This is a genomic window from Rhabdothermincola sp. (genome assembly GCF_036846205.1).
GTDB lineage: Bacteria > Actinomycetota > Acidimicrobiia > Acidimicrobiales > Acidimicrobilacustridaceae > Rhabdothermincola.
Window position 1 is genome coordinate 1 of the sequence record NZ_DAIUCK010000041.1, and the last position, 18951, is coordinate 18951.

Here is an 18951-nt window from a genome sequence, read left to right on the forward strand (position 1 = left end):
GTCTAGGCCTCCCGGTCTCCCCCCACCGGAGGTCTCCCGAGAGGGCCCTCGAGGGCCCTCTCGGTCGTTTTCCACGATCTCGCCCGCAGGCCTGCCATCAGCACGGGCAGGGGTGACGGGCGGGCTCACGTCCCGGCGCGGTCCCTCGCACCCAGCGCGACCCGGAAGACCGTTCGCCACCCCTCGGCCATGATCCCGAGCTCCTCGAGCCGCTGCTCCGCGAGCTGCGCGGCCAGCTCGCCCGTGGGGACCCCGAAGGACTCGAGCACCATCGACTCGGCCAGCCGGGCCACCGCCTGGGCCACCCGGTCGTCGGTGCCGTCCAGATCGGCGATGAGCTCGGCGAGGCCATCAGCAGCACCGCGATCCCCCTCGCCGGCACGCGCCAGCTCGACCGCGAGCCGGGACATCGCCCGGTCGAGGTAGGTGGCTCTCGGTTCGCTCTCCACCTGCTCGTGGAGCTGCTCCGCGTCACGGCGGCGGCCGGCGGCCGCGCACGCCAGCGCGAGCGAGCTCTGGCCGTACGGGAACGAGCCTCCGTCGAGATCCGACACGACCGGCACGAGCTGCTCGATCGCCGCGCTGACCTCGCCGAGCTGGAGCAAGGAGAGCCCGTGTGCGGCCACGCGCTCACCCCATCCGATGCTGCGCGCGTCCCACGCCGCCGGAGCCGCGGCCAGCGCCTCGGAGGCGAGAGCGGGATCGCCGATCTGAGTTGCCGCACCGGCCAGACCGGCAGCCACCAGGGCACGGATCCCGTCGCGGTCGAGGCTCTGGGGCAGACGCTCAGTGGCCGAGCTGAGGACCGCCAAGCCTTCGGCCACATCTCCCGCGGTCACCAGGCAACGGCCGTAGGTGACCTCGGCCTGCGCAGACCCTTGGGCATCGGCGATGGTGGCGAACAGCTCGCGGGCGCGTCCCGCAGGCTCCACCGCCCGGTCGGCCCGACCAGACCAGAGCCGGACCGACGCCATGAGCACCAGCATCATCCCCTCGCCCCAGCGATCCCCACGGGCGTGAGCCTGCTCCAGCACCCGGGCACCCAGCTCCTCGGCCTCCGCGTGGCGTCCCTGGTGGAAGCGCACGAAGGCCAGCAGGCCCAACGCCCAACCGAGACCACCGACGTCCCCCAGCGTGGTGAACAGATCGGCCGACTCGGTCAACCGTTCCTCTGCCTCACCCGCCTGGCCGCCCATGTAGGAGATCCAGGCCAGATTCTGCAGCGCCCACGCTTCCCCTCGGCGATCACCGAGCGATCGGTACGCCTCGAGCGCCCTCGAGATGCACCGCTCGGCGTCGTCGTGGGCGCCCTGGAAGATGTAGGTCATGCCCCGGAAGCGCAGGGCTTCGGCCATCTCCCCGGTGTCGCCGAGCTCAGCGAAGCGAGCTTCGGCCTCTCCGAGGGTGGTCGCCGCCTGCTCGAGCTCACCAGCTTTCTGCTCGACGTCGCCTCGCACCAGCAGAGCCTTCGCCTCCGCGTGGCGGTCGCCGAGGGCGCGGGTCAATGCCATCGCCCGCTCGACGTCGTACCGCGCGCCGTCGAGTTGACGCAGGCCGGCCTGTGCCTGCGCACGACCCAGCAGGAGCCGGACGTGCCGGGCCTGCTGATCCGGGTCGTCACCGACGTCACCGAGGAGTGCGATCGCCTGGGCGTACAGCCGCTGCGCCACCGTCAGCACCTGGGTCACCTGCGCTCGCCGACCAGCCTCCTCCAGCCAGTCGAGCGCCTTCGAGGTGATGTCCGGGGGCACCTGGTCGACCGGCCCCAACTCCTCGACGAGCTCCGCCGCCGCGGCGTAGTGGAAGGCGATGACGTCGACGGTGCGTTCGGTCGCCTCGTGCCGATCAGGGGAAGCCTGCTCGAGGTACGCGGCGATGCCGTAGTGGCGCCTGGCCCGGTCGGCCTTGGTCAGCGTGCTGTAGGCCACCTCACGGATGAGGTCGGACCGGAACGACCAGCGGGCACCCTCCACGACCAGGATCTCCTGGTCGACCAGGGCCTCCAGCACCGTGGCCACCCACCCTCCCCGGATCGCCTCCGCCATCCGCTCGAGCGCCACCACCGGCCCGGTTCGTCCCCACACGGCCGCGTCCTCGACCGTGGACCGTTCACTCGCCGACAAGCCGTCGATGCGTGCCGCGACCAGGCCTCGGAGCGTGTCGGGCAGATCGATCGTCGCCTCTCGACCACCCCTCGGGCCGGAGGGGGTGCCATCCGCAGCACTCACCAGGGCCACCAGCTCCTCGAGGTAGAAGGGGTTGCCACCGCCGCGATCGAGCAGCTGCTGGCGAACCTCGGGCGCCAGCTCGGGCTCGGCCAGCGCGTCGAGCAACGCGGCTGCAGCATCGGGACCGAGCGGATCGAGGTTCAGCACCAGGCCGTCGTGGCGTCCCCACGGGGGACGCCAGCGCTCGTGCAGCTCATGGCGGGCGGTCCCGACCACGATGATCGGTGACCTGCTCAGCCGATCGACGAGCACGTCGAGCAGCTCGAACACGACGTCGTCGGCCCAGTGGAGATCGGACAGCACCAGCACCACCGGATGCAGGCTCGCCGAGGCGTCGATGAAGTCGATGACGGCACGGGTCGCCTCCTCACGTGCCCGTTGCACGTCGATCTCCCGTAGCGCGACCTCGTAACCCATGAGGAAGAGCACACCAGTCGCGATCCGCGCCACCTCCGCGGCGTCGGCTGGCACCCCCAGGACCGCCGACACCGCCTCGGCGCCGCGCTGGGAGGCGACCGCGAGCGGATCGTCGGCGGCGATGCCACATGCCTGGCGCAGCGCCTCGGCGACCGGCCACCACACGTTGGCCTCGCCGTAGGGCACGCAGCGACCTTCGTAGACCACGGCTCCCCGGGTACGTCGCGCCCGGTCCGCGACCTCCTGCGCCAACCGGGTCTTGCCGACCCCCGCCTCACCGAGCAGCAGCACGAGCTGCCCTCGCCGGCGAACCGCTGCCCCGTCGATGACGTGGGCGAGCAACCCGAGCTCGCGGTCACGGCCGACGAACGGCGCCTGCACCCGCCGGGGGCGGTACCCCGGTGGGAGCAGGGTCGAAAGCGCCTCCCAGGCCTCGACCGGTTCCTCGCGGCCCTTGGCCGCGATCGCACCGAGCGGGCGGTACCCGATCACGTGGTGGGTCGCGGCATGGGTGGAGCGACCGACCACCACGCTGCCTGGGCGGGCCGACACCTGCAATCGCTGGGCGATGTTGACCGCATCACCCATCGCCGTGTAGTCGCCACCGGCCCGCAACGAACCGACGAGCACCTCGCCGGTGTTGACCCCGATGCGCAGCTGCACGCCGGCACCGGTCGCGTCGCGATACGACGAGACGGTCTCCTGCATGCGCAGCGCCGCCCGCACGGCGCGCTCGGCGTCGTCCTCGTGGGCGATCGGTGCGCCGAAGAGCGCGAGGAGGGCGTCGCCGACGATCTTGTCGATCTGGCCCCCGAACTGGTTGATGTCCTCCACCAGCCGTTCGAAACACGAATCGACCAGGTTCTTGACCTGCTCAGGGTCGCGCTGCTCGGAGAGGGTGGTGAAGCCGACGAGGTCCGCGAACAGCACCGTCGCCACCCGCCGTTCGTCGCCTCGCCGTTCGAGTGCGTGACCGCACGACGAGCAGAAGCGCGCCCCGGCGGCCACGCTCGCGCCGCACGCCGGGCAGGTCATGCTCGCAGCATACGGCCCGACCATCCCGGAGGCCGTGGGGGCTCGGGCGACCTGGACCGGCTGAACCGGCAGAGCTGCCGGCATCGACGGCTCACCGACCTCCTAGGCTGGGCAGCCGTGACCGCGAGCAACACGACTGCGCCCCCGCCGGTCCTCGCGAGCATCGCCGCCCGGACCATCGACGCCACGAAGGTCTACGGGAAGGGTGAGACCGCGGTGTGCGCGCTCGACCGGGTGACGGTCGAGTTCGCACGAGGCCGCTTCACCGCCATCATGGGGCCGTCCGGATCCGGCAAGTCGACGCTGATGCACTGCATCGCCGGCCTCGACCAGTTGAGCGCAGGGCGCGCGCTCATCGGTGACGTCGACCTGTCACAGCTCAACGAGAAGCAGCTCACCATCCTCCGGCGCGACACGATCGGTTTCATCTTCCAGGCGTTCAACCTGGTGCCGACCCTCACCGCCGGCGAGAACATCACCCTGCCGATGGACCTGGCCGGCCGCAGGCCCGACCGGTTCCACGTCGACACCGTGATCGCCACGCTCGGTCTCGGCGATCGCTTGCACCACCGCCCGAGCGAGCTCTCCGGAGGCCAGCAGCAGCGGGTCGCGGTCGCCCGGGCCCTCGCCAGCAAGCCACAGATCGTCTTCGCGGACGAGCCGACGGGCAACCTCGACTCGCGGTCGGGGGCCGAGCTGCTCGCCTTCCTGCGACGGGCCGTCGACGAGCTCGCACAGACCATCGTGATGGTGACCCACGACCCGACCGCGGCCGCGCACGCAGACCACGTCGTGTTCCTGGCCGACGGGCGCATCGTCGACCGCATGGATGCCCCGACCGCGGAGCGGGTGCTCGATCGCATGAAGCGCTTCGGTGAGTGAGGCGTGGCCCTCGACCCTTCCGACCTCCCCGACGGTGTGCGGCTCTTCCTCGAGGAGCGCCGGATCGGCACCTTGACCACCCTGCGACCGGACGGTAGCCCGCACGTGGTGGCCATCGGGTTCACCTGGGACGGGGACGCCGGGATCGTGCGGGTGATCTCCTTCGCGTCGAGCCGCAAGGCGGCCAACCTGCGAGCGAACCCCCGGTCACGCGCCGCGGTGTGCCAGGTCGACGGCGGCCGGTGGATCACGTTGGAAGGGACGGCCACCGTGACCGATGATCCGGCCCGGGTGAGCGAGGCGGTCCGCCGCTACGCCGAGCGCTACCAACCACCCAGACCGCGCGATGATCGGGTGGCCATCGAGATCGAGGTCGACCGGGTCCTCGGTCGGGCATGAACGAGCGAACGATGGGCGACGACTCGGAGTCCGACATCGCCGATGAAGGCGCCGACTCGGCGCTCATGACGACCACGGTCGTGCTGGCGTTGCCCGACGCGCACCAGCGCGCCGCGCTGGCCGACGCCGTCGCCGCCCGGCCCGATCTCCAGCTCGTGGGTGAAGCCGGAACAGGGCGTGACGCGCTCGAACGGATCACCGCCATGGTCCCCGACGTGGCGCTCATCGACGTCCGGCTCCCGGACCCCGACGGCATGGACGTGTGTGCGCAGGTCTCCGAGTCGCTCCCCGCCGTGCGGCTCCTGCTCACCGCCCCCACGGATGACGACACCGACGGGGGCTTCCACGCCGGCGCGATCGGATGCGTCGTGCTGGAAGCCGACTTGGCCGACCGGGTGGTCGATGCCCTGCGGCGGGTCGGCTGGGGGGAAGCGCTCCCGAGCCGGCGGTGGGCGCAACAGGCGCTCGCGGAGCTCGAGGCGCTCAGCACCGAGACCGCCGGCCCCGTGCCCCCACCGTCGCTCACCGAGGACGAACAGGAGGTACTGGCAGGCCTCGCGGGTGGCAGCGCGCCAGAGGAGATCGCCGGTCGACGCCGCGTACCGGTGCGGCACGTGAACCTGCAGGCTGCGTCCGCCATCGCCAAGCTACGCCGCTACCGGCGCGACCGACATCGAGGTGATGGGGCGGGTCAGGTTGGTCAACCCTCGTAGGGGCGCATCTCCGCAGGATCCCAGAAGGCGCGCATCGAGGTGATCCGACCCTCGTCGTCTAGGGCGAACACGTCGATGATGTCGACGACGACCTTCGAGCCCCCGACATCGCTGATCGCCTGCATCGGGAACGCCACTTCCCGGCCAGCCACCCGCGCCGGGCCGGTCGGCACGAGCGTGATCGACGACGACAGGGTGTGCACCATGTCCCAGAAGGCCCGGATCTCGTCGTGGCCCCGATGCACGTCGGTGCCCACCGGGTCCTCGATGGTGGCGTCAGGAGCGAAGAGGGCCACGTAGCCCTCCTTGTCGCCCGCGCTCATCGCCTCCAGGTAACGGGTGACCACGGCGCGGATCTCCTCAGGGCTCGGCATCGGCGGATCCTCCATCGGGGGGGCTGGTGTCGCCGGCGAGCGTACCCACGTGGTTCGCGTCGGACGGCGGGCGTGGCGCGTGGGGCAGCACCTCCGGGCGGAGGATGAGGCGGGGGCCACGGTCCCAGGTCAGGTAGTTCCAGGCCCAGTTGACGAAGACGGAGAGGCGGTTCCGCACCCCGAGCAGGTACACGAGATGCAGCCCCAACCAGGCGAGCCAGGCCACCGGTCCGGTGAGCCGGCGACCACCGGGCAGCTCGGCCACCGCCGCTCGGCGACCGATGGTGGCCATCGTGCCCTTGTCGAGGTAGCGGAAGCTGGTGCGGGGTCGGCGCTCGATCGTGTGCAGGACCTGCTCGGCCGCGTGCCGCCCGCTCTGGATGGCCACCTGCGCGAGCTGGGGAAGGCGACCACCACAGCCGTCGTCGATCTCGGCCAGGTCGCCCACGGCGAACACGTTGGGGTGACCCGGGACCGAGAGATCCGCGTTCACCACGATGCGCCCGCTCCGCCCGCGGGTCACCGCCACGTGCTCCGCCAGCTCACCCGCGCGCACTCCTGCCGCCCACACCAGGCAGCGGGTCGGGATCACCTCACCGGTGACGAGGTGCACCGCGGTGGGGGTGACCCGCCTGACGGTGGTGCCGAGGCGCACCTGGACGCCGCGACTCTCGAGCGCCCGGAGTGCGTACTGCCGTGATCGGTCGCTGAACGCGCCGAGGAGGTGGTCCATCTGCTCGATCAGGATGATCCGCGCCCGGTGCACGTCGAGGTCGTGGAAGTCGTCGGCAAGCACCTTGTCGACGAGCTCGACCATCGCGCCCGCGACCTCCACACCCGTCGGACCACCACCCACCACGACGATGTTGAGCACGCCTTCCTCGATCAGAGACGGGTCCGAGTCGGCGGCCTCGAACAAGCTCAGGATGTGGTTGCGGAGGATGACCGCGTGCTCCAGCGTGTAGAGAGGGAACGCGAACTCCGCCGCCCCCTCGACACCGAAATAGGCGGTGGTGGAGCCCGCCGCGAGGATCAGGTAGTCATAGGAGATCGGCGGGCCGCCGGCGAGCCGGACCTGGTGGCGGTCGAGATCGACACCGACCACCTCTTCCTTCCGGAAGAACACCCGGCGCTGGCGGCGGAACAACGCTCGGACGGGGTAGGCGACATCGGCGGCGTTCAGGCCCGCGGTGGCGACCTGGTACAGCAAGGGCAGGAACTGGTGGTAGTTGTGCCGGTCGATGACCGTGACGTCCACCGGCTCCCGCTCGAGACGCTTGGCCGCGTTCAACCCTCCGAAGCCGGCGCCCACGACGACGACGTGTGGTCGTGCCCGCATCGCACCATGATGCCCTCCCCGGGGCTGCCACGGGCAGGGCGCGCACCTGGGCAGCGGGCGTGCCACGTCAGCCGCGCAGGACCAACCCCCGGTGGCTGGGCGCGAACCCGACCTCACGCAGCTGGGCCGCCAGCCCCGACGCCGACGCCGGCTCGCTGTCGACGCGGGTGATCTCCAGCCGGCGGACCCGACCGTCCTTCACCAGCGCGGCCAACCCCTCGACCCAGTGCGGGTGCTGCGCCGCGGCCGGGAAGGTGGACAGGGTGCGGCCCCCACGCTCGAGGAACGCGACCGGATCCCCGGCCACCAGCACCACGTACGCGCCCGGTGTCCGGGCAGGCCGGCCAGCGGCATCGGGCCACGGCAGCGCCGCGCCGTAGGGCTGCGCGGGATCGACCGCGCTCAGCACCAGCGGCACCAGGTCGTCAGGGTCGGGTTCGCGGCAGGCACGCAACCGGTCGACCGCGCCGGGGAGCGCGAACTGGGCGCCGCCCAGACCACGGACAAAGTAGCCCCGGCGGACCTGACCCCGCTCCTCCAGCGCCTGGAGCACGGGGTAGAGGGCGGCGAAACCACCCTCCACCCCTTCGGCCAGCACCGCTTCCCTGGTGAGCACGCCGTGACGCTCCAGGAGCTGCAGGGCCTGCGCGTGCGCGGCTTCGGTGGGCGTGGGCGGGGGTGAGAGCACCGGCGAGACCAGGGACCACCGACCGGCAGCCGCCGGGGGGCCGAGACGGCTGAGCGAGCCGATCGACGGTCGTCGCAGGTCGGGACGGCGACCCAGCGACCGGACGGCGCCGGGGCCGGACCGCAGACCGGACCTCGACCGGGCGACACCCCGGCGGGGGGTGCCCTGCAGCCAGCTCCGCAGGGGTGACAGCGAGTCGTTGGTGATCTCCCCGGCCCACACGAGCGACCACAGCGCGTCGAGGACGGTGTCGTCGTCGTAGGGCGCGCCAGCTCGGTGCACCGCAGCCACCAGGTCGGGCCAGAACGACGCGCCCGCCTCACGCAGATGGGCGAGGATCGCGTCGGCGGCGGCGCCGTCCGGCCGTTCCCACGTCCCGGATCGGTCGGTGAGCAACGTGGCCTGGTCGCGGAACAGCAACCGCACCCGCCCGTCGGTGCTCCCGATGGGCCCCGCCCCCATCCAGACCACCTCGCCGGCGGTGCACAACGCGTCGAGGTCCGCCGGCCGGTAGCCGGAGAGGCGGGCCGGGAGGATGTCGGTCTCGAGGACCGACGCGGGCAGTGCCGCGCCCTGGAGCGTGCCGATGACCTCCACCAGCGCATCGATGCCCCGCCGGGGCACGCCGAGCCCGTGCCATCGGGGCAGGAAGCGGGCCAGGGTGCCCGCCTCGACCGGCTCGACCTCCTTGCGCAGCGCGGCGAGCGACCGCCGCCGGAGGGTGCGCAAGACCTCGGCATCGCACCACTCGCGCTCCACGCCGCCAGGCCGGAACTCGCCGCGCACCACCCGGCCGTCGCCCTCCAGTCGCTCCAGCGCGGCGCGGGCCCGGTCGGCGGGCAGGCCGTAGCGCCGGGCGACCTGGGTGGTGAGGAAGGGGCCGTGGCTGCGGGCAAAGCGAGCGACGAGATCAGCCACCGGGTCCTCGACGGGATCGGTGAACGCGGTTGGCAACCCGAGCGGCAGGGCGGTCCCCAGCGCGTCGCGCAGACGGGCCGCGTCCTCGGCCGCCGCGACCCGCCGCTCACCCCCGACGACCACGTCGATCACCCGGCGCTGGGCGGCCAGTTCGTCCACCCACCGCCCGACCGGAGCGACCCCCTCGGCCCGGGCCTCGAGCTCCCCACGTGACAGCGGACCGACCGTGCGCAGCACGTCGTGGAGCTCGTCGGCATCTCGGGCCCGGTGGCCCTCGGCGAGACGTTGCAGCTCCAGTTCCAGCTCGGCGAGCACCACCGGGTCGATCAGGTCGCGCAGCTCCTCGGCACCGAGCAGGTCCCGCAGGAGGTCCCGGTCGAGCGCCAGGGCAGCCGCCCGGCGCTCCGCGAGCGGGGCATCGCCTTCGTACATGTACACGGCGATCCACCCGAACAGCAGCGACTGCGCGAAGGGCGAGGCGCGAGGGGTGTCCACCGGCACCACCCGGATCCGTCGGGCGCGCAGGCCGGCGAGGACCTCGCGCAGCGCAGGCAGGTCGAACACGTCGTTCAGGCACTCGCGGGTGGCTTCGAGCAGGATCGGGAACTCGGGGTGTCGAGCGGCGACCGCCAGCAGATCGGCCGCCCGCTGGCGTTGCTGCCACAGCGGTGTGCGCCGGTCCGGCCGGCGGCGGGGCAGCAGCAGGGCCCGGGCTGCGCACTCCCGGAAGCGAGCGGCGAACATCGCGGTGGAGGGGAGCTGGGCGATGACGAGCTCGTCGATCTCCTCGGGGTCGATCAGCAGCTCGTCGTAGGGGAGGGCCTCGACGGCTTCGGGCAGCCGGATGACGATCCCGTCGTCGCTCCACAGCAGCTCCACGTCGATGCCGTGCCGATCGGCAAGGCGGGCCTGGATGGCCATGGCCCACGGGGCGTGCACCGGGGCGCCGAAGGGGGTGAGGATGCAGACCCGCCAGTCACCGATCTCGTCCCGGAAGCGCTCCACGACCACCGTGCGGTCGTCAGGCACCACTCCGCCACACGATTCGGCCTGCTCCTCGAGGTAGGCGATCAGGTTGTCCGCGGCCCAGCGGTCCAGGCCGAGCTCGTCGATGAGGCGCTGGCGCTGGCCGGCCGGATCGGCACGCACCGCCCGCACGAACGCCCCGAGTGCCCGACCCACCTCCACCGGCCGCCCCGGCCCGTCACCGTGCCAGAACGGCATCTTCCCCGGTTCGCCCGGGGCGGGCGTCACGACGACCCGCTCGGGGGTGATGTCCTCGATGCGCCAGGTGCTGGCGCCCAGCAGGAACGTCTCCCCCGGGCGGCTCTCGTACACCATCTCCTCGTCGAGCTCACCGACCCGAGTGCCGTCGGGGAGGAACACCCCGAACAGCCCGCGGTCAGGGATGGTGCCCCCGTTGGTCACGGCCAGCCGCTGCGCGCCCGCCCGGCCCCGCAGCACCCCGGCGGCGCGCTCCCACACCAGTCGCGGTCGCAGCTCGTTGAACTCGTCAGAGGGGTAGCGACCCGACAGCAGGTCGAGCACCCGCTCGAGCACCTCGTCGGAGAGCTCCACGAAGTTCGCGGCTCGGCGCACCACGGCGGCGAGGCGCTCGAGTGACCACTCGTCGAGCGCGCACATGGCGACGATCTGCTGCGCGAGCACGTCGAGTGGCTGGCGGGGGTAGCGGGTCGACTCGATGAGCCCCTGCTGCATGCGCTCGACGACCACCGCGGTCTCGAGCAGGTCGGCCCGGTGCTTCGGGAACACCTTGCCCCGGCTGGGCTCGCCGACCTGGTGGCCGGCGCGCCCCACCCGCTGCAACCCGGTCGACACCGCGCCGGGCGACTCGACCTGCACGACGAGATCGACGGTTCCCATGTCGATGCCCAGCTCGAGGGAGCTGGTGGCCACCAACGCCCGCAGCCGCCCCTGCTTGAGCTCGTCCTCGATCTGCAGGCGCCGCTGGCGCGACAACGACCCGTGGTGTGCCTTGACCAGCTCCTGCTCCGGCACCGGGGCGGTGCCGTCGCCCTCACCGGCGCGGTTGCGGCCCTCGAGTGCCAGCTCGTTGAGCCGGGTGGCGAGGCGCTCGGCCAGGCGGCGGGCGTTCACGAAGATGATCGTGGACCGGTGAGCCAGCACGAGCTCGAGCAGCCGAGGGTGGATGGAGGGCCAGATCGAACGCCGGGTCCGTGGCGCCAGCGGGCCCGCGTCGGGGTCCTCGACCAGCTCCCCGAGCGCACCCATGTCCTCGATCGGGACCACCACCTCCAGCTCCATGGGTTTGCGGACCCCGACGTCGACGACCGTGACCGGGCGAGGCTGGTGCGACTCGTCGAAGCCCCCGAGGAACCGGGCGATCTCGTCCAGCGGGCGCTGGGTGGCGGAGAGCCCGATGCGCTGGAACGGCCGCTCCACCAGCTCGGCGAGCCGCTCCAGGGACAGGGCGAGGTGCGCGCCACGTTTGGTGGGGGCCAGCGCGTGGATCTCGTCGACGATGACGGTCTCCACCCCTCGCAGGGTCTCGCGGGCGGACGAGGTGAGCAGCAGGTAGAGCGACTCGGGGGTGGTGATGAGGATGTCGGGGGGCTGGCGTCGCAGCCGCCGCCGCTCGTCCGCGGGCGTGTCGCCGGTGCGCAACCCGACCGTCGGCGTGTGCAACGGCACGCCGAGCCGCTCGGCGGCGAGGGCGATCCCCCGCAGCGGGGCGCGCAGGTTCTTCTCGACGTCGACCGCGAGAGCCCGCAGCGGTGACACGTAGACCACTCGGGTACGCCGGTTGGGATCGTCGGGTGGCGGTTCACGAACCAGCCGGTCGATCGCCACCAGGAACGCGGCGAGCGTCTTGCCCGAGCCGGTCGGCGCCAGGATCAGGGTGTGCTCGCCGGCCACGATGGCGGGCCAGCCCTGCTCCTGGGCCGGGGTCGGGGCCGGGAAGGACGACCTGAACCAGTCGCGCACCGGAGGCGAGAACGTCTGGAGAGCGCCGTCGTGCCCGGGTGCGATCACCCGTTCACCGTACCGGTCGTCGATGACCACTTCACCGGCACTTCACCGGCACTGACCCTGGGGCCCTCCATGGGTCGCGGCGTAGAATCGAGAGCGATGGCGACCTACCGCACGCCGGAGTGGCACCCCGCCTTCGAGGAGTACTGCGAGGCGATCTTCGAGCTGCGCGAGGACGACGTGGAGGTCATCCAGGCCCGGATCGCGGAGCGCCTCGAGGTGTCGCGGCCGGCGGTCTCGGAGATGATCCGCCGCCTGGAGCGGGCGGGCCTGGTGGGCGTCGACGGGGGCGCCATCCGCCTCACCGACGAGGGCCTGCAGCTCGCGGAGCGGGTGGTCCGTCGCCACCGCCTCGCCGAGCGGTTCCTCACCGACGTGCTCGGGCTGTCCTGGGCCGAGGCCCACGTCGAAGCCGGCAAGTGGGAGCACGTGATCTCCGACCGGGTCGAGGCGGCGATGACCCGGCTGCTGGGCGAGCCGACCACCTGCCCGCACGGCAACCCCATCCCCGGCACCGCGTACACCCCGCCGGCCACCGTGGCCCTCAACGAGGTGCAGGTCGGGTCGTCGTTCACGGTGTCGCGCATCCCCGAGGAGCTCGAGTTCACGCCCGGCCTGCTCGAGTTCCTCGAGGAGTCGTCGCTGCAGCCCGGCATGCGCGGGGTCGTCACCGCGTCGTCGCCGGACGGCACCACCACGGTGGAGATCGACGGCAAACACGTGGGCATCGGCTCGTTCGCCAGCGAGCGGATCCTGGTCACGACCACCTGAGTGGGAGCCACGGGGCCCTGAGCCGACCGGCGATCACGGCTCCGGCCGGCTCGGTCGGAGCACTCAATCGAGCCGGTCAGCCCGGCGCACGACCAGCAGCCAGGTCAGCAGCCCGGAGAGCGCGACCAGCACCAGCCCGGTGAGGCCCATCTGCGCGAAGTGGTTGGACTCGTTGGCGCTCCACAGCCTGGTGGCGAGGGTCTGGAAGTTCGGCGGGGCCAATAGCAGGGTCGCCGGGAGCTCCTTCATCGCCGACAGCAGTACCAGCCCGGCGCCCGCCGCCAGCCCCGGCACCATCAGCGGCAGCTCGACGGTGACGAACCGCCGGGCCCGCCCCGCGCCGAGCATCCGGGCTGCGTCGTCGAGGCGCCGGGGCACCGCCCCCACGGCCACCTGATCGGCGCGCATGGCCTGCGCCCCGAAGTGCACCACGTACGCGAAGATCAGCAGCGGCACGGTCTGGTACAGGCCGGCCAACGGGCCGGACGACAGCGTCCAGAACACCAGCGCCAGCGCCACCACGAGCCCCGGCAGGGCGAAGCCTGCCACCACGAAGGCGTTGGACACGCCGCTCACCCGCGACCGGTGCCGGGTCGTGAGGTAGGCCACCGGCATCACCACCACGACCGCCACCACCGCGGCGACGAGGCTCACGCTGATGGTGTTGAACGCCGGAGCGCCGAGGGCGCCGAGATCGGTGCGCAACTCGACCGTGCCGCTGCCCGGGTTGGCGAGCCCTCGCCCTGCCCAGTAGGCGAGCACCGCCACCGGCGCCAGCAGGGCCAGGCCCAGCACCGCCACCACCGCACCGGTCGCCGGCCACCGCCATCGCCCGAGGGGCACCTGCAGCGGTCGCTTCTGGCGGACCGCCTCGGTGCGGGCCCGTCGCCGGCCCGCCGCCCGCTCGGCCGCCACCACCACCAGGGCCACCACCGCCAGCACCAGGCTAAGCGGCACCGAGGTCGCCGGGTCGAGGCGGGTGGAGAAGATCTCCCGGGTGAGGGTGCCGTAGCGCATCAGCTCCACTGCACCGAAATCGCTGATGGCGTACAGGAAGACCAGCAGTGCCCCGGCCCACACGGCACTGGCGGCCTGGGGCAGGACCACCGTGCGGAACACCGCGGTCGGGCGGCGCCCCAGCAGGCGAGCGCTCTCCTCCAGCGAGGGTGGCAGCGCGCCCAGCCGGGCGGCCACCGGCAGGTACACGTAGGGGTAGGTGAACAGGCTCAGCACCAACCACGCGCCCGGCAGGCCCGACAGCCGCGGCATGCGCACCACCCCCAGCGGGGCGAGCAGCTCCTCGACCAGCCCCCCGGGAGCGAGGGCGGCGAGGAACGCGGCCGCGCCCACGAACGAGGGGATCACGAGGGGGAGTGGCGCGAGGATGCGCCAGACCCGGCGGCCCGGCACGTCGGTCCTGGTGAGCAGCCATGCCAGGCCGGTCCCGATGGCCGCGGCGGTCACGGAGACCAACACCGCCAGGGTCAGGCTCCGGGCGAGAGGCTCCAGGGTGGTCGAGGAGGTGACGGTGGACCACAGGTCGGACTCGAGGTCGGTGCTCCGCCACACCAGGTAGCCGGTCGGGGCCGCGAACACCGACGCCACCCCGATGCTCACGAGGGCGAGCAACCAGGGGGCTCGCCGGGCCGGCGCCTTGGTGGCGCCCGGGGTGGATCCGGGCGACCGGGCGCCCAGCCCGAGATCGGCGGGAGCGGGGGCGGGCCCGATCGGCTCGGCCCCCAGTGCCGTGCCGACCTCAGCGCTCGATGCCACTGTCCTTGATCATCTGGATCGTGCTGCGGAACTCCGCCCCGAGCTGGCCGAAGTCGACGGTGTCCACGTCGAGGGACGCGAGCGGCGGCAAGCTCGCCGGAGGGGCCACGCCGCCTGCCAGTGGGTACTCCTGGGTCTTCTCGGCGAAGTACCGCTGGCTGTCCTCCGACAGCAGGAAGCGCACCAGCCGTTCGGCGTCGTCGGACTTGGCGCTGGTGCGCAGCACGCTGGCCGCGGTGACGAGCAGTAGCGAACCGATGTCGCCGTCCGGGAAGAAGTAGTTGACGCTGGCGACGTTGGGATCCTCGGCCTGGGCCCGGACGTTGTAGTAGTGATTCACCAGCCCCATGGGCACCTCACCCCGGCCCACCGCGGCCACGATGGCGGTGTTGTTGGCGAACACCGGCGACTGGTTGGCAGCCATGCCACGCAGCCACTCGACGGTGCGGTCGTCGCCGAGCTGCACCCGCATCGCGCTCACGAAGTCCTGGAAGGATCCGTTCTGCGGTGCGACCGCCACCTTGCCCTTGTAGGCGGGGTCGGTGAGGTCGAGCACCGACCGCGGCAGGGTGGCCGGGTCGACCAGGTTCTTGTTGTAGACGAGGGTCCGAACCCGCCCCGACAAGCCGACCCAGGTGCCGTCGGCTGCCCGGTACGCGGGCGCCACCTGGGAGGTGACCTCCTCGGGGAGGGGCCGCAGTCGATCGGCTCCGGCGAGGAAGCCGGTGGCCCCGGGGCTCTGCGAGATGAACACGTCGGCCGGGGACCGGTCCCCCTCCTGGTCGATCAGCAGAGCCAGGTCAGCCGAATCGCCGTACTTGACCTCGACGGCGATGCCGGTCTCGTCACGGAAGCGGTCGATCAGCGGCTGGATGAGCTCCTCGGTGCGACCGGAGTACACGACGAGCTTCGGGCGGTCACCGCCGCTGGAGCAGGCAGCACCGACCAGCGGGACCGCGAGCAGCACCAGCGCGAGCAGCGCGGCCGGCCCGGTCGCCCGCCGTCGGCCCGCTCTCCGGGAGAACCAGGTGGGGACGAGTCGCATGGACGGGAAGGGTAGATGACCCTTTGGCCAGGTGTAAAGCCTGCCTAACAGGTTAGCCAGGCCGGATCAGGGACCCGATGGATCTGCGTGCGCCGGATAGGCGATGGTCGCCGGGCCGTCGTAGCGGACCACCACCTGATCACCGCGCCCGAAGCGGGGCGCCGACCCCTGGCGGCAGCGCAGGGTGAGCCCACCCTCCAGCCGGAGCACGTACACCGTGTCGTGCCCGTAGAACTCGACCAGCTCCACCCGGGCGAGCGACCGCGCCGCCTCCCCCTCGTCCCCCGGGTCGACCCGCAGCTCCTCCGGGCGGACCAGGACGTCGACCGGACCCGACGCCGCCTCGCGCAGCGGCACGGGCCCGAAGGAGGTCTCGGCCCGCGAACCCCTCGCCTGACCGGGAACCAGGTTGGCCTCACCGACGAACCCGGCCACCCACCGGGTGGCCGGCGCCCGGTAGAGGTCCGCCGGGGTCGCCTGCTGCACGATCACCCCGCCGTACATGACCGCCACCTCGTCGCCGAGCACGAAGGCCTCCTCCTGGTCGTGGGTGACGAACACCGTCGTGATGCCCAGCTCGACCAGTAGGTGATGGACCTCCGTGCGGACCTGGACCCGAAGCGCGGTGTCCAGGTTGGAGAACGGTTCGTCGAGCAGCAGCACCTGCGGCTCGGGCGCGATGGCGCGGGCCAGTGCCACCCGCTGCTGCTGCCCTCCCGAGAGGGTGCCGGGCTGGCGGTCCCCCAATCCGCCGAGGCCCACCATCTCCAGCGCGGCGGCGACCCGCTGGTCGCGCTCGCGCCTGGGGCCGCGGGGCAGCCCGTAGGCCACGTTGCGAGCCACCGACAGGTGCGGGAATAGCGCCCAGTCCTGGAAGACCATGCCGATGCGGCGCCGCTCGGGAGGGACCTGCACCCCCGGGCCGGTCAACACCTGATCGCCCACCCGGACCGTCCCGGCGTCGGCGGTCTCCAACCCGGCGATGATCCGCAGCAGGGTGGTCTTGCCGCACCCGCTCGGCCCGAGCAGGGCCACCATGCGGCCCGGCTGAACCTCGAGGGACGCGCCGCGCAACACCGGTGTCGAGCCGAACGACTTGTCCACGCCGGCGACCGCCACGGGTTGGGCGCCGAGTGGTCGGGTGGTGACCGCCGGAGAGCTCACGGTCGCGGCCTCACTCCCTACTCCCTCAGTGCGGAAGGCAGGTCGCGATGGTGCACGAGCGCCAGACGCTTGGTGGCCCGGGTGAGCGCGACGTACAACGCCCGCGGACCTTGCGCCTCCTCGTCCACGATCGCGGCGGGCTCCACCACCACGGTGGCGTCGAGCTCGAGACCCTTGACCAGGCTCACCGGCACCACCGTGATCTGCTGGTCGAACCCGTGCCGGGTGGCGCGACCGTGCTCCAGGCCGGCCGCGTCGAGGGCGTCGCTCACCTGCTCGACCAGTGACGACGGGCAGATCACCGCCACCTGACCGGGATCGACGGCCTCGAGCTCCTCGCGGGTGACGTCGACGACGTCGCCCAGCAGCGAGGCGGGCGAGCCCGATCGGATGATGCGCGGTGGGGAGCCGTCCTCGCGGATGGACCGGGGTGGCTGCAGGTCGGGCGCGGCCTCGCGCAGCACCCGCGCCGCGAGGGCCATGTTCGGCGCGGGCAGCCGGTACCCGAGCGTGAGCTCGGCCCGGCGGGCCGGACGCTTGGCCGGCAGGTGCTCGAGGACCTCGTCCCAGCTGGCGTGCGCCCACTGCCCGGTGGCCTGCGCGATGTCGCCCACGATGGTCATCGAGCCGTTCAACGAACGCCGCGACAGCATGCGCAATTGCATCGGCGAGAGGTCCTGCGCCTCGTCGACGACGATGTGGCCGTAGGTGCGGATGTCGTCGTCGGCGGGCGCCTCACCGGCCCGCTTCCGACGGGGGCGGGGGCCGAGCAGCTCACGGGCCTCGTCGAGCAACGGCGCGTCGTCGTGGGTGAACACGACGTGCTCCACCCGATCGGAGCGCTCGCGGTGCAGCGCGTCGATCTCCTCGTCGGTGAGCAGGCCCCGGCCGGCGCTGCGCAGCAGGGCCTTCGACCCGAACAGGTCGTGGAGCAACTGGGGAGGGGTGAGCACCGGCCACATCCACTCCAGGGCCTCCCGGACCCGCGGCTCCTGGCGCACGCGCTCGCGGACCTCGGCGACAGGCACGTTGCCCCGGCCGCTGGCCGCCAGCGCCGCGAAGACCTCGCCCTCCACGAACCGGCGCGCCGGGTTGTGGCGCCGGTAGCGGCGGCGGGCCTCGTCGACGATCCGGCGGCTGGTCGCCCGGTCGAGCACCAGGCGCTGCACGCCGTAGGGCACCACCAGGTCGTCGCGCAAGGGTCGCTCCCGATCGCGGATGGCGCGCGCCAGCAGCGTGGCTGCCCGCAGGTCGCCCTTGACCCGGGCGGCCACACCGGTGTCGTAGGCGTTGATGCGCACGTCGGGCACCAGATCGGCGAGCACCGCCAGCTCGACCCCGGCCTCACCGAGCGAGGGCAGGACCTGCTCGATGTAGCCGAGGAACAGGCGGTTGGGCCCGATCACGAGCACCCCCTGGCCCTCCAGCGGGAAGCGGTAGGTGTACAGGAGGTAGGCGGCCCGGTGCAGCGCCACCACCGTCTTGCCCGTGCCAGGGCCGCCCTGCACCACCAGCACCCCCGGCATCTCGGCCCGGATCACCTCGTCCTGCTCGCCCTGGATGGTGGCCACGATGTCGGCGAGACGCCCGGTGCGGGCGGTCTCGAGCGCCGAGATGAGCGCGCCGTAGCCGCTGATCCGGGCCTCACCTTCGCCCGGGGCCTCGGCCAGGCCCAGCGCGTCGAGCGCGTCACCGAACAGCTCGTCCTCGATGCCGAGCAGCTTGCGGCCCCGGGTGGCGAAGTGCCGCCTGCGCCGCAACCCCATCGGCTCCCGGCCGGTAGCCCGGTAGAAGGGCTCCGCCACGGGGGCCCGCCAGTCGACGATGACCGGCTCCTGGTCGGCGTCGGCCACCGCGATGCGACCGATGTGGTAGGTGCCCGAGTCGCCGTTGCGGGCCCCGGGCTCGAAGTCGATGCGGCCGAAGCACAGCGCGGCCTCGCCCAGATCCAGCTGCGCGAGCCGGTGGACCATGGTGTCCCAGATCACGTCGCGCTCGAAGCGGGCCTGCTCGGTGCCCCCGCGGCCCACCTCGACCATGGTCGTCATCCGGGATGCTGCCTGGCGGGTGGCTTCGAGGCACTCGTACGCGTGGTCGATGTACGCCTGCTCAGCCTCGAGATCGGGATGAACGGTCATCTGGCTCCTGGACGGAGACGAGCCGGGACAGGGGAATCTCCAATCCTACCCGTGG

The 18951-nt window shown here is 72.4% G+C and carries 12 protein-coding genes; 4 read left to right on the forward strand and 8 right to left on the reverse strand.

From position 1 onward, the window contains the following. Window positions 1-125: 125 nt before the first annotated feature. Complete coding sequence (locus tag V7004_RS07750) at window positions 126-3680, reverse strand: AAA family ATPase (protein WP_334143173.1); 3555 nt, start codon at window positions 3678-3680, stop codon at window positions 126-128. Between the two features lie 117 nt (window positions 3681-3797). On the opposite strand from V7004_RS07750, the gene V7004_RS07755 reads away from it, so the two are divergent. The 3 genes from V7004_RS07755 to V7004_RS07765 are packed head-to-tail and all read left to right on the forward strand — an operon-like array spanning window position 3798 to window position 5674. After that, complete coding sequence (locus V7004_RS07755; RefSeq protein WP_334143174.1) at window positions 3798-4562, forward strand: ABC transporter ATP-binding protein; 765 nt, start codon at window positions 3798-3800, stop codon at window positions 4560-4562. 3 nt (window positions 4563-4565) lie between these two features. Further along, window positions 4566-4961, forward strand: a complete 396-nt coding sequence (locus V7004_RS07760; protein WP_334143176.1) for a pyridoxamine 5'-phosphate oxidase family protein — start codon at window positions 4566-4568, stop codon at window positions 4959-4961. Between the two features lie 11 nt (window positions 4962-4972). After that, window positions 4973-5674, forward strand: a complete 702-nt coding sequence (locus V7004_RS07765; RefSeq protein ID WP_334143177.1) for a response regulator — start codon at window positions 4973-4975, stop codon at window positions 5672-5674. On the opposite strand, the gene V7004_RS07770 is transcribed toward V7004_RS07765, so the two are convergent. From V7004_RS07770 to V7004_RS07780, 3 genes are all read right to left on the reverse strand, one after another. Beyond that, a complete protein-coding gene (locus V7004_RS07770) occupies window positions 5662-6048 on the reverse strand; it encodes an SgcJ/EcaC family oxidoreductase (RefSeq protein ID WP_334143178.1) in 387 nt (128 codons plus the stop codon). The two genes, V7004_RS07765 and V7004_RS07770, sit on opposite strands and share 13 nt — an antisense overlap. Then, the gene (locus V7004_RS07775) at window positions 6035-7387 is read right to left on the reverse strand and encodes an NAD(P)/FAD-dependent oxidoreductase (RefSeq protein ID WP_334143179.1); all 1353 of its coding nucleotides are present in this window, start codon (window positions 7385-7387) and stop codon (window positions 6035-6037) included. The genes V7004_RS07770 and V7004_RS07775 overlap by 14 nt, the downstream gene beginning before the upstream one ends. Before the next feature lie 67 nt (window positions 7388-7454). Next, the gene (locus tag V7004_RS07780) at window positions 7455-12008 is read right to left on the reverse strand and encodes a DNA glycosylase AlkZ-like family protein (protein ID WP_334143180.1); all 4554 of its coding nucleotides are present in this window, start codon (window positions 12006-12008) and stop codon (window positions 7455-7457) included. 96 nt (window positions 12009-12104) lie between these two features. On the opposite strand from V7004_RS07780, the gene V7004_RS07785 reads away from it, so the two are divergent. Then, window positions 12105-12776: a metal-dependent transcriptional regulator gene (locus V7004_RS07785; protein ID WP_334143181.1), complete on the forward strand. Its 672-nt coding sequence runs from the start codon at window positions 12105-12107 to the stop codon at window positions 12774-12776. Window positions 12777-12839: 63 nt separating this feature from the next. Here the strand turns inward: V7004_RS07785 and V7004_RS07790 are convergent, their stop codons facing one another. The 4 genes from V7004_RS07790 to V7004_RS07805 all read right to left on the reverse strand — a co-directional run bounded on the left by V7004_RS07790 (window position 12840) and on the right by V7004_RS07805 (window position 18896). Beyond that, the gene (locus V7004_RS07790; RefSeq protein ID WP_334143183.1) at window positions 12840-14549 is read right to left on the reverse strand and encodes an ABC transporter permease; all 1710 of its coding nucleotides are present in this window, start codon (window positions 14547-14549) and stop codon (window positions 12840-12842) included. Next, window positions 14533-15594, reverse strand: a complete 1062-nt coding sequence (locus V7004_RS07795) for an iron ABC transporter substrate-binding protein (protein WP_334143184.1) — start codon at window positions 15592-15594, stop codon at window positions 14533-14535. The genes V7004_RS07790 and V7004_RS07795 overlap by 17 nt, the downstream gene beginning before the upstream one ends. A 66-nt stretch (window positions 15595-15660) precedes the next feature. After that, window positions 15661-16758 carry an ABC transporter ATP-binding protein gene (locus tag V7004_RS07800; RefSeq protein ID WP_334143186.1) on the reverse strand — a complete coding sequence of 366 codons (1098 nt, stop codon included), beginning with the start codon at window positions 16756-16758 and terminating at the stop codon, window positions 15661-15663. Between the two features lie 17 nt (window positions 16759-16775). Beyond that, a complete protein-coding gene (locus tag V7004_RS07805; RefSeq protein WP_334143187.1) occupies window positions 16776-18896 on the reverse strand; it encodes a HelD family protein in 2121 nt (706 codons plus the stop codon). Window positions 18897-18951 lie beyond the last annotated feature (55 nt).

Excerpts from the sequence above, each read along its gene's own strand:
- V7004_RS07805 (WP_334143187.1), bottom strand. The coding sequence starts at position 18,896 with ATGACCGTTCATCCCGATCTCGAGGCTGAGCAGGCGTACATCGACCAC.
- V7004_RS07775 (WP_334143179.1), bottom strand. The coding sequence starts at position 7,387 with ATGCGGGCACGACCACACGTCGTCGTCGTGGGCGCCGGCTTCGGAGGG.
- V7004_RS07785 (WP_334143181.1), top strand. The coding sequence starts at position 12,105 with ATGGCGACCTACCGCACGCCGGAGTGGCACCCCGCCTTCGAGGAGTAC.
- V7004_RS07765 (WP_334143177.1), top strand. The coding sequence starts at position 4,973 with ATGGGCGACGACTCGGAGTCCGACATCGCCGATGAAGGCGCCGACTCG.
- V7004_RS07795 (WP_334143184.1), bottom strand. The coding sequence starts at position 15,594 with ATGCGACTCGTCCCCACCTGGTTCTCCCGGAGAGCGGGCCGACGGCGG.
- V7004_RS07770 (WP_334143178.1), bottom strand. The coding sequence starts at position 6,048 with ATGCCGAGCCCTGAGGAGATCCGCGCCGTGGTCACCCGTTACCTGGAG.
- V7004_RS07750 (WP_334143173.1), bottom strand. The coding sequence starts at position 3,680 with ATGACCTGCCCGGCGTGCGGCGCGAGCGTGGCCGCCGGGGCGCGCTTC.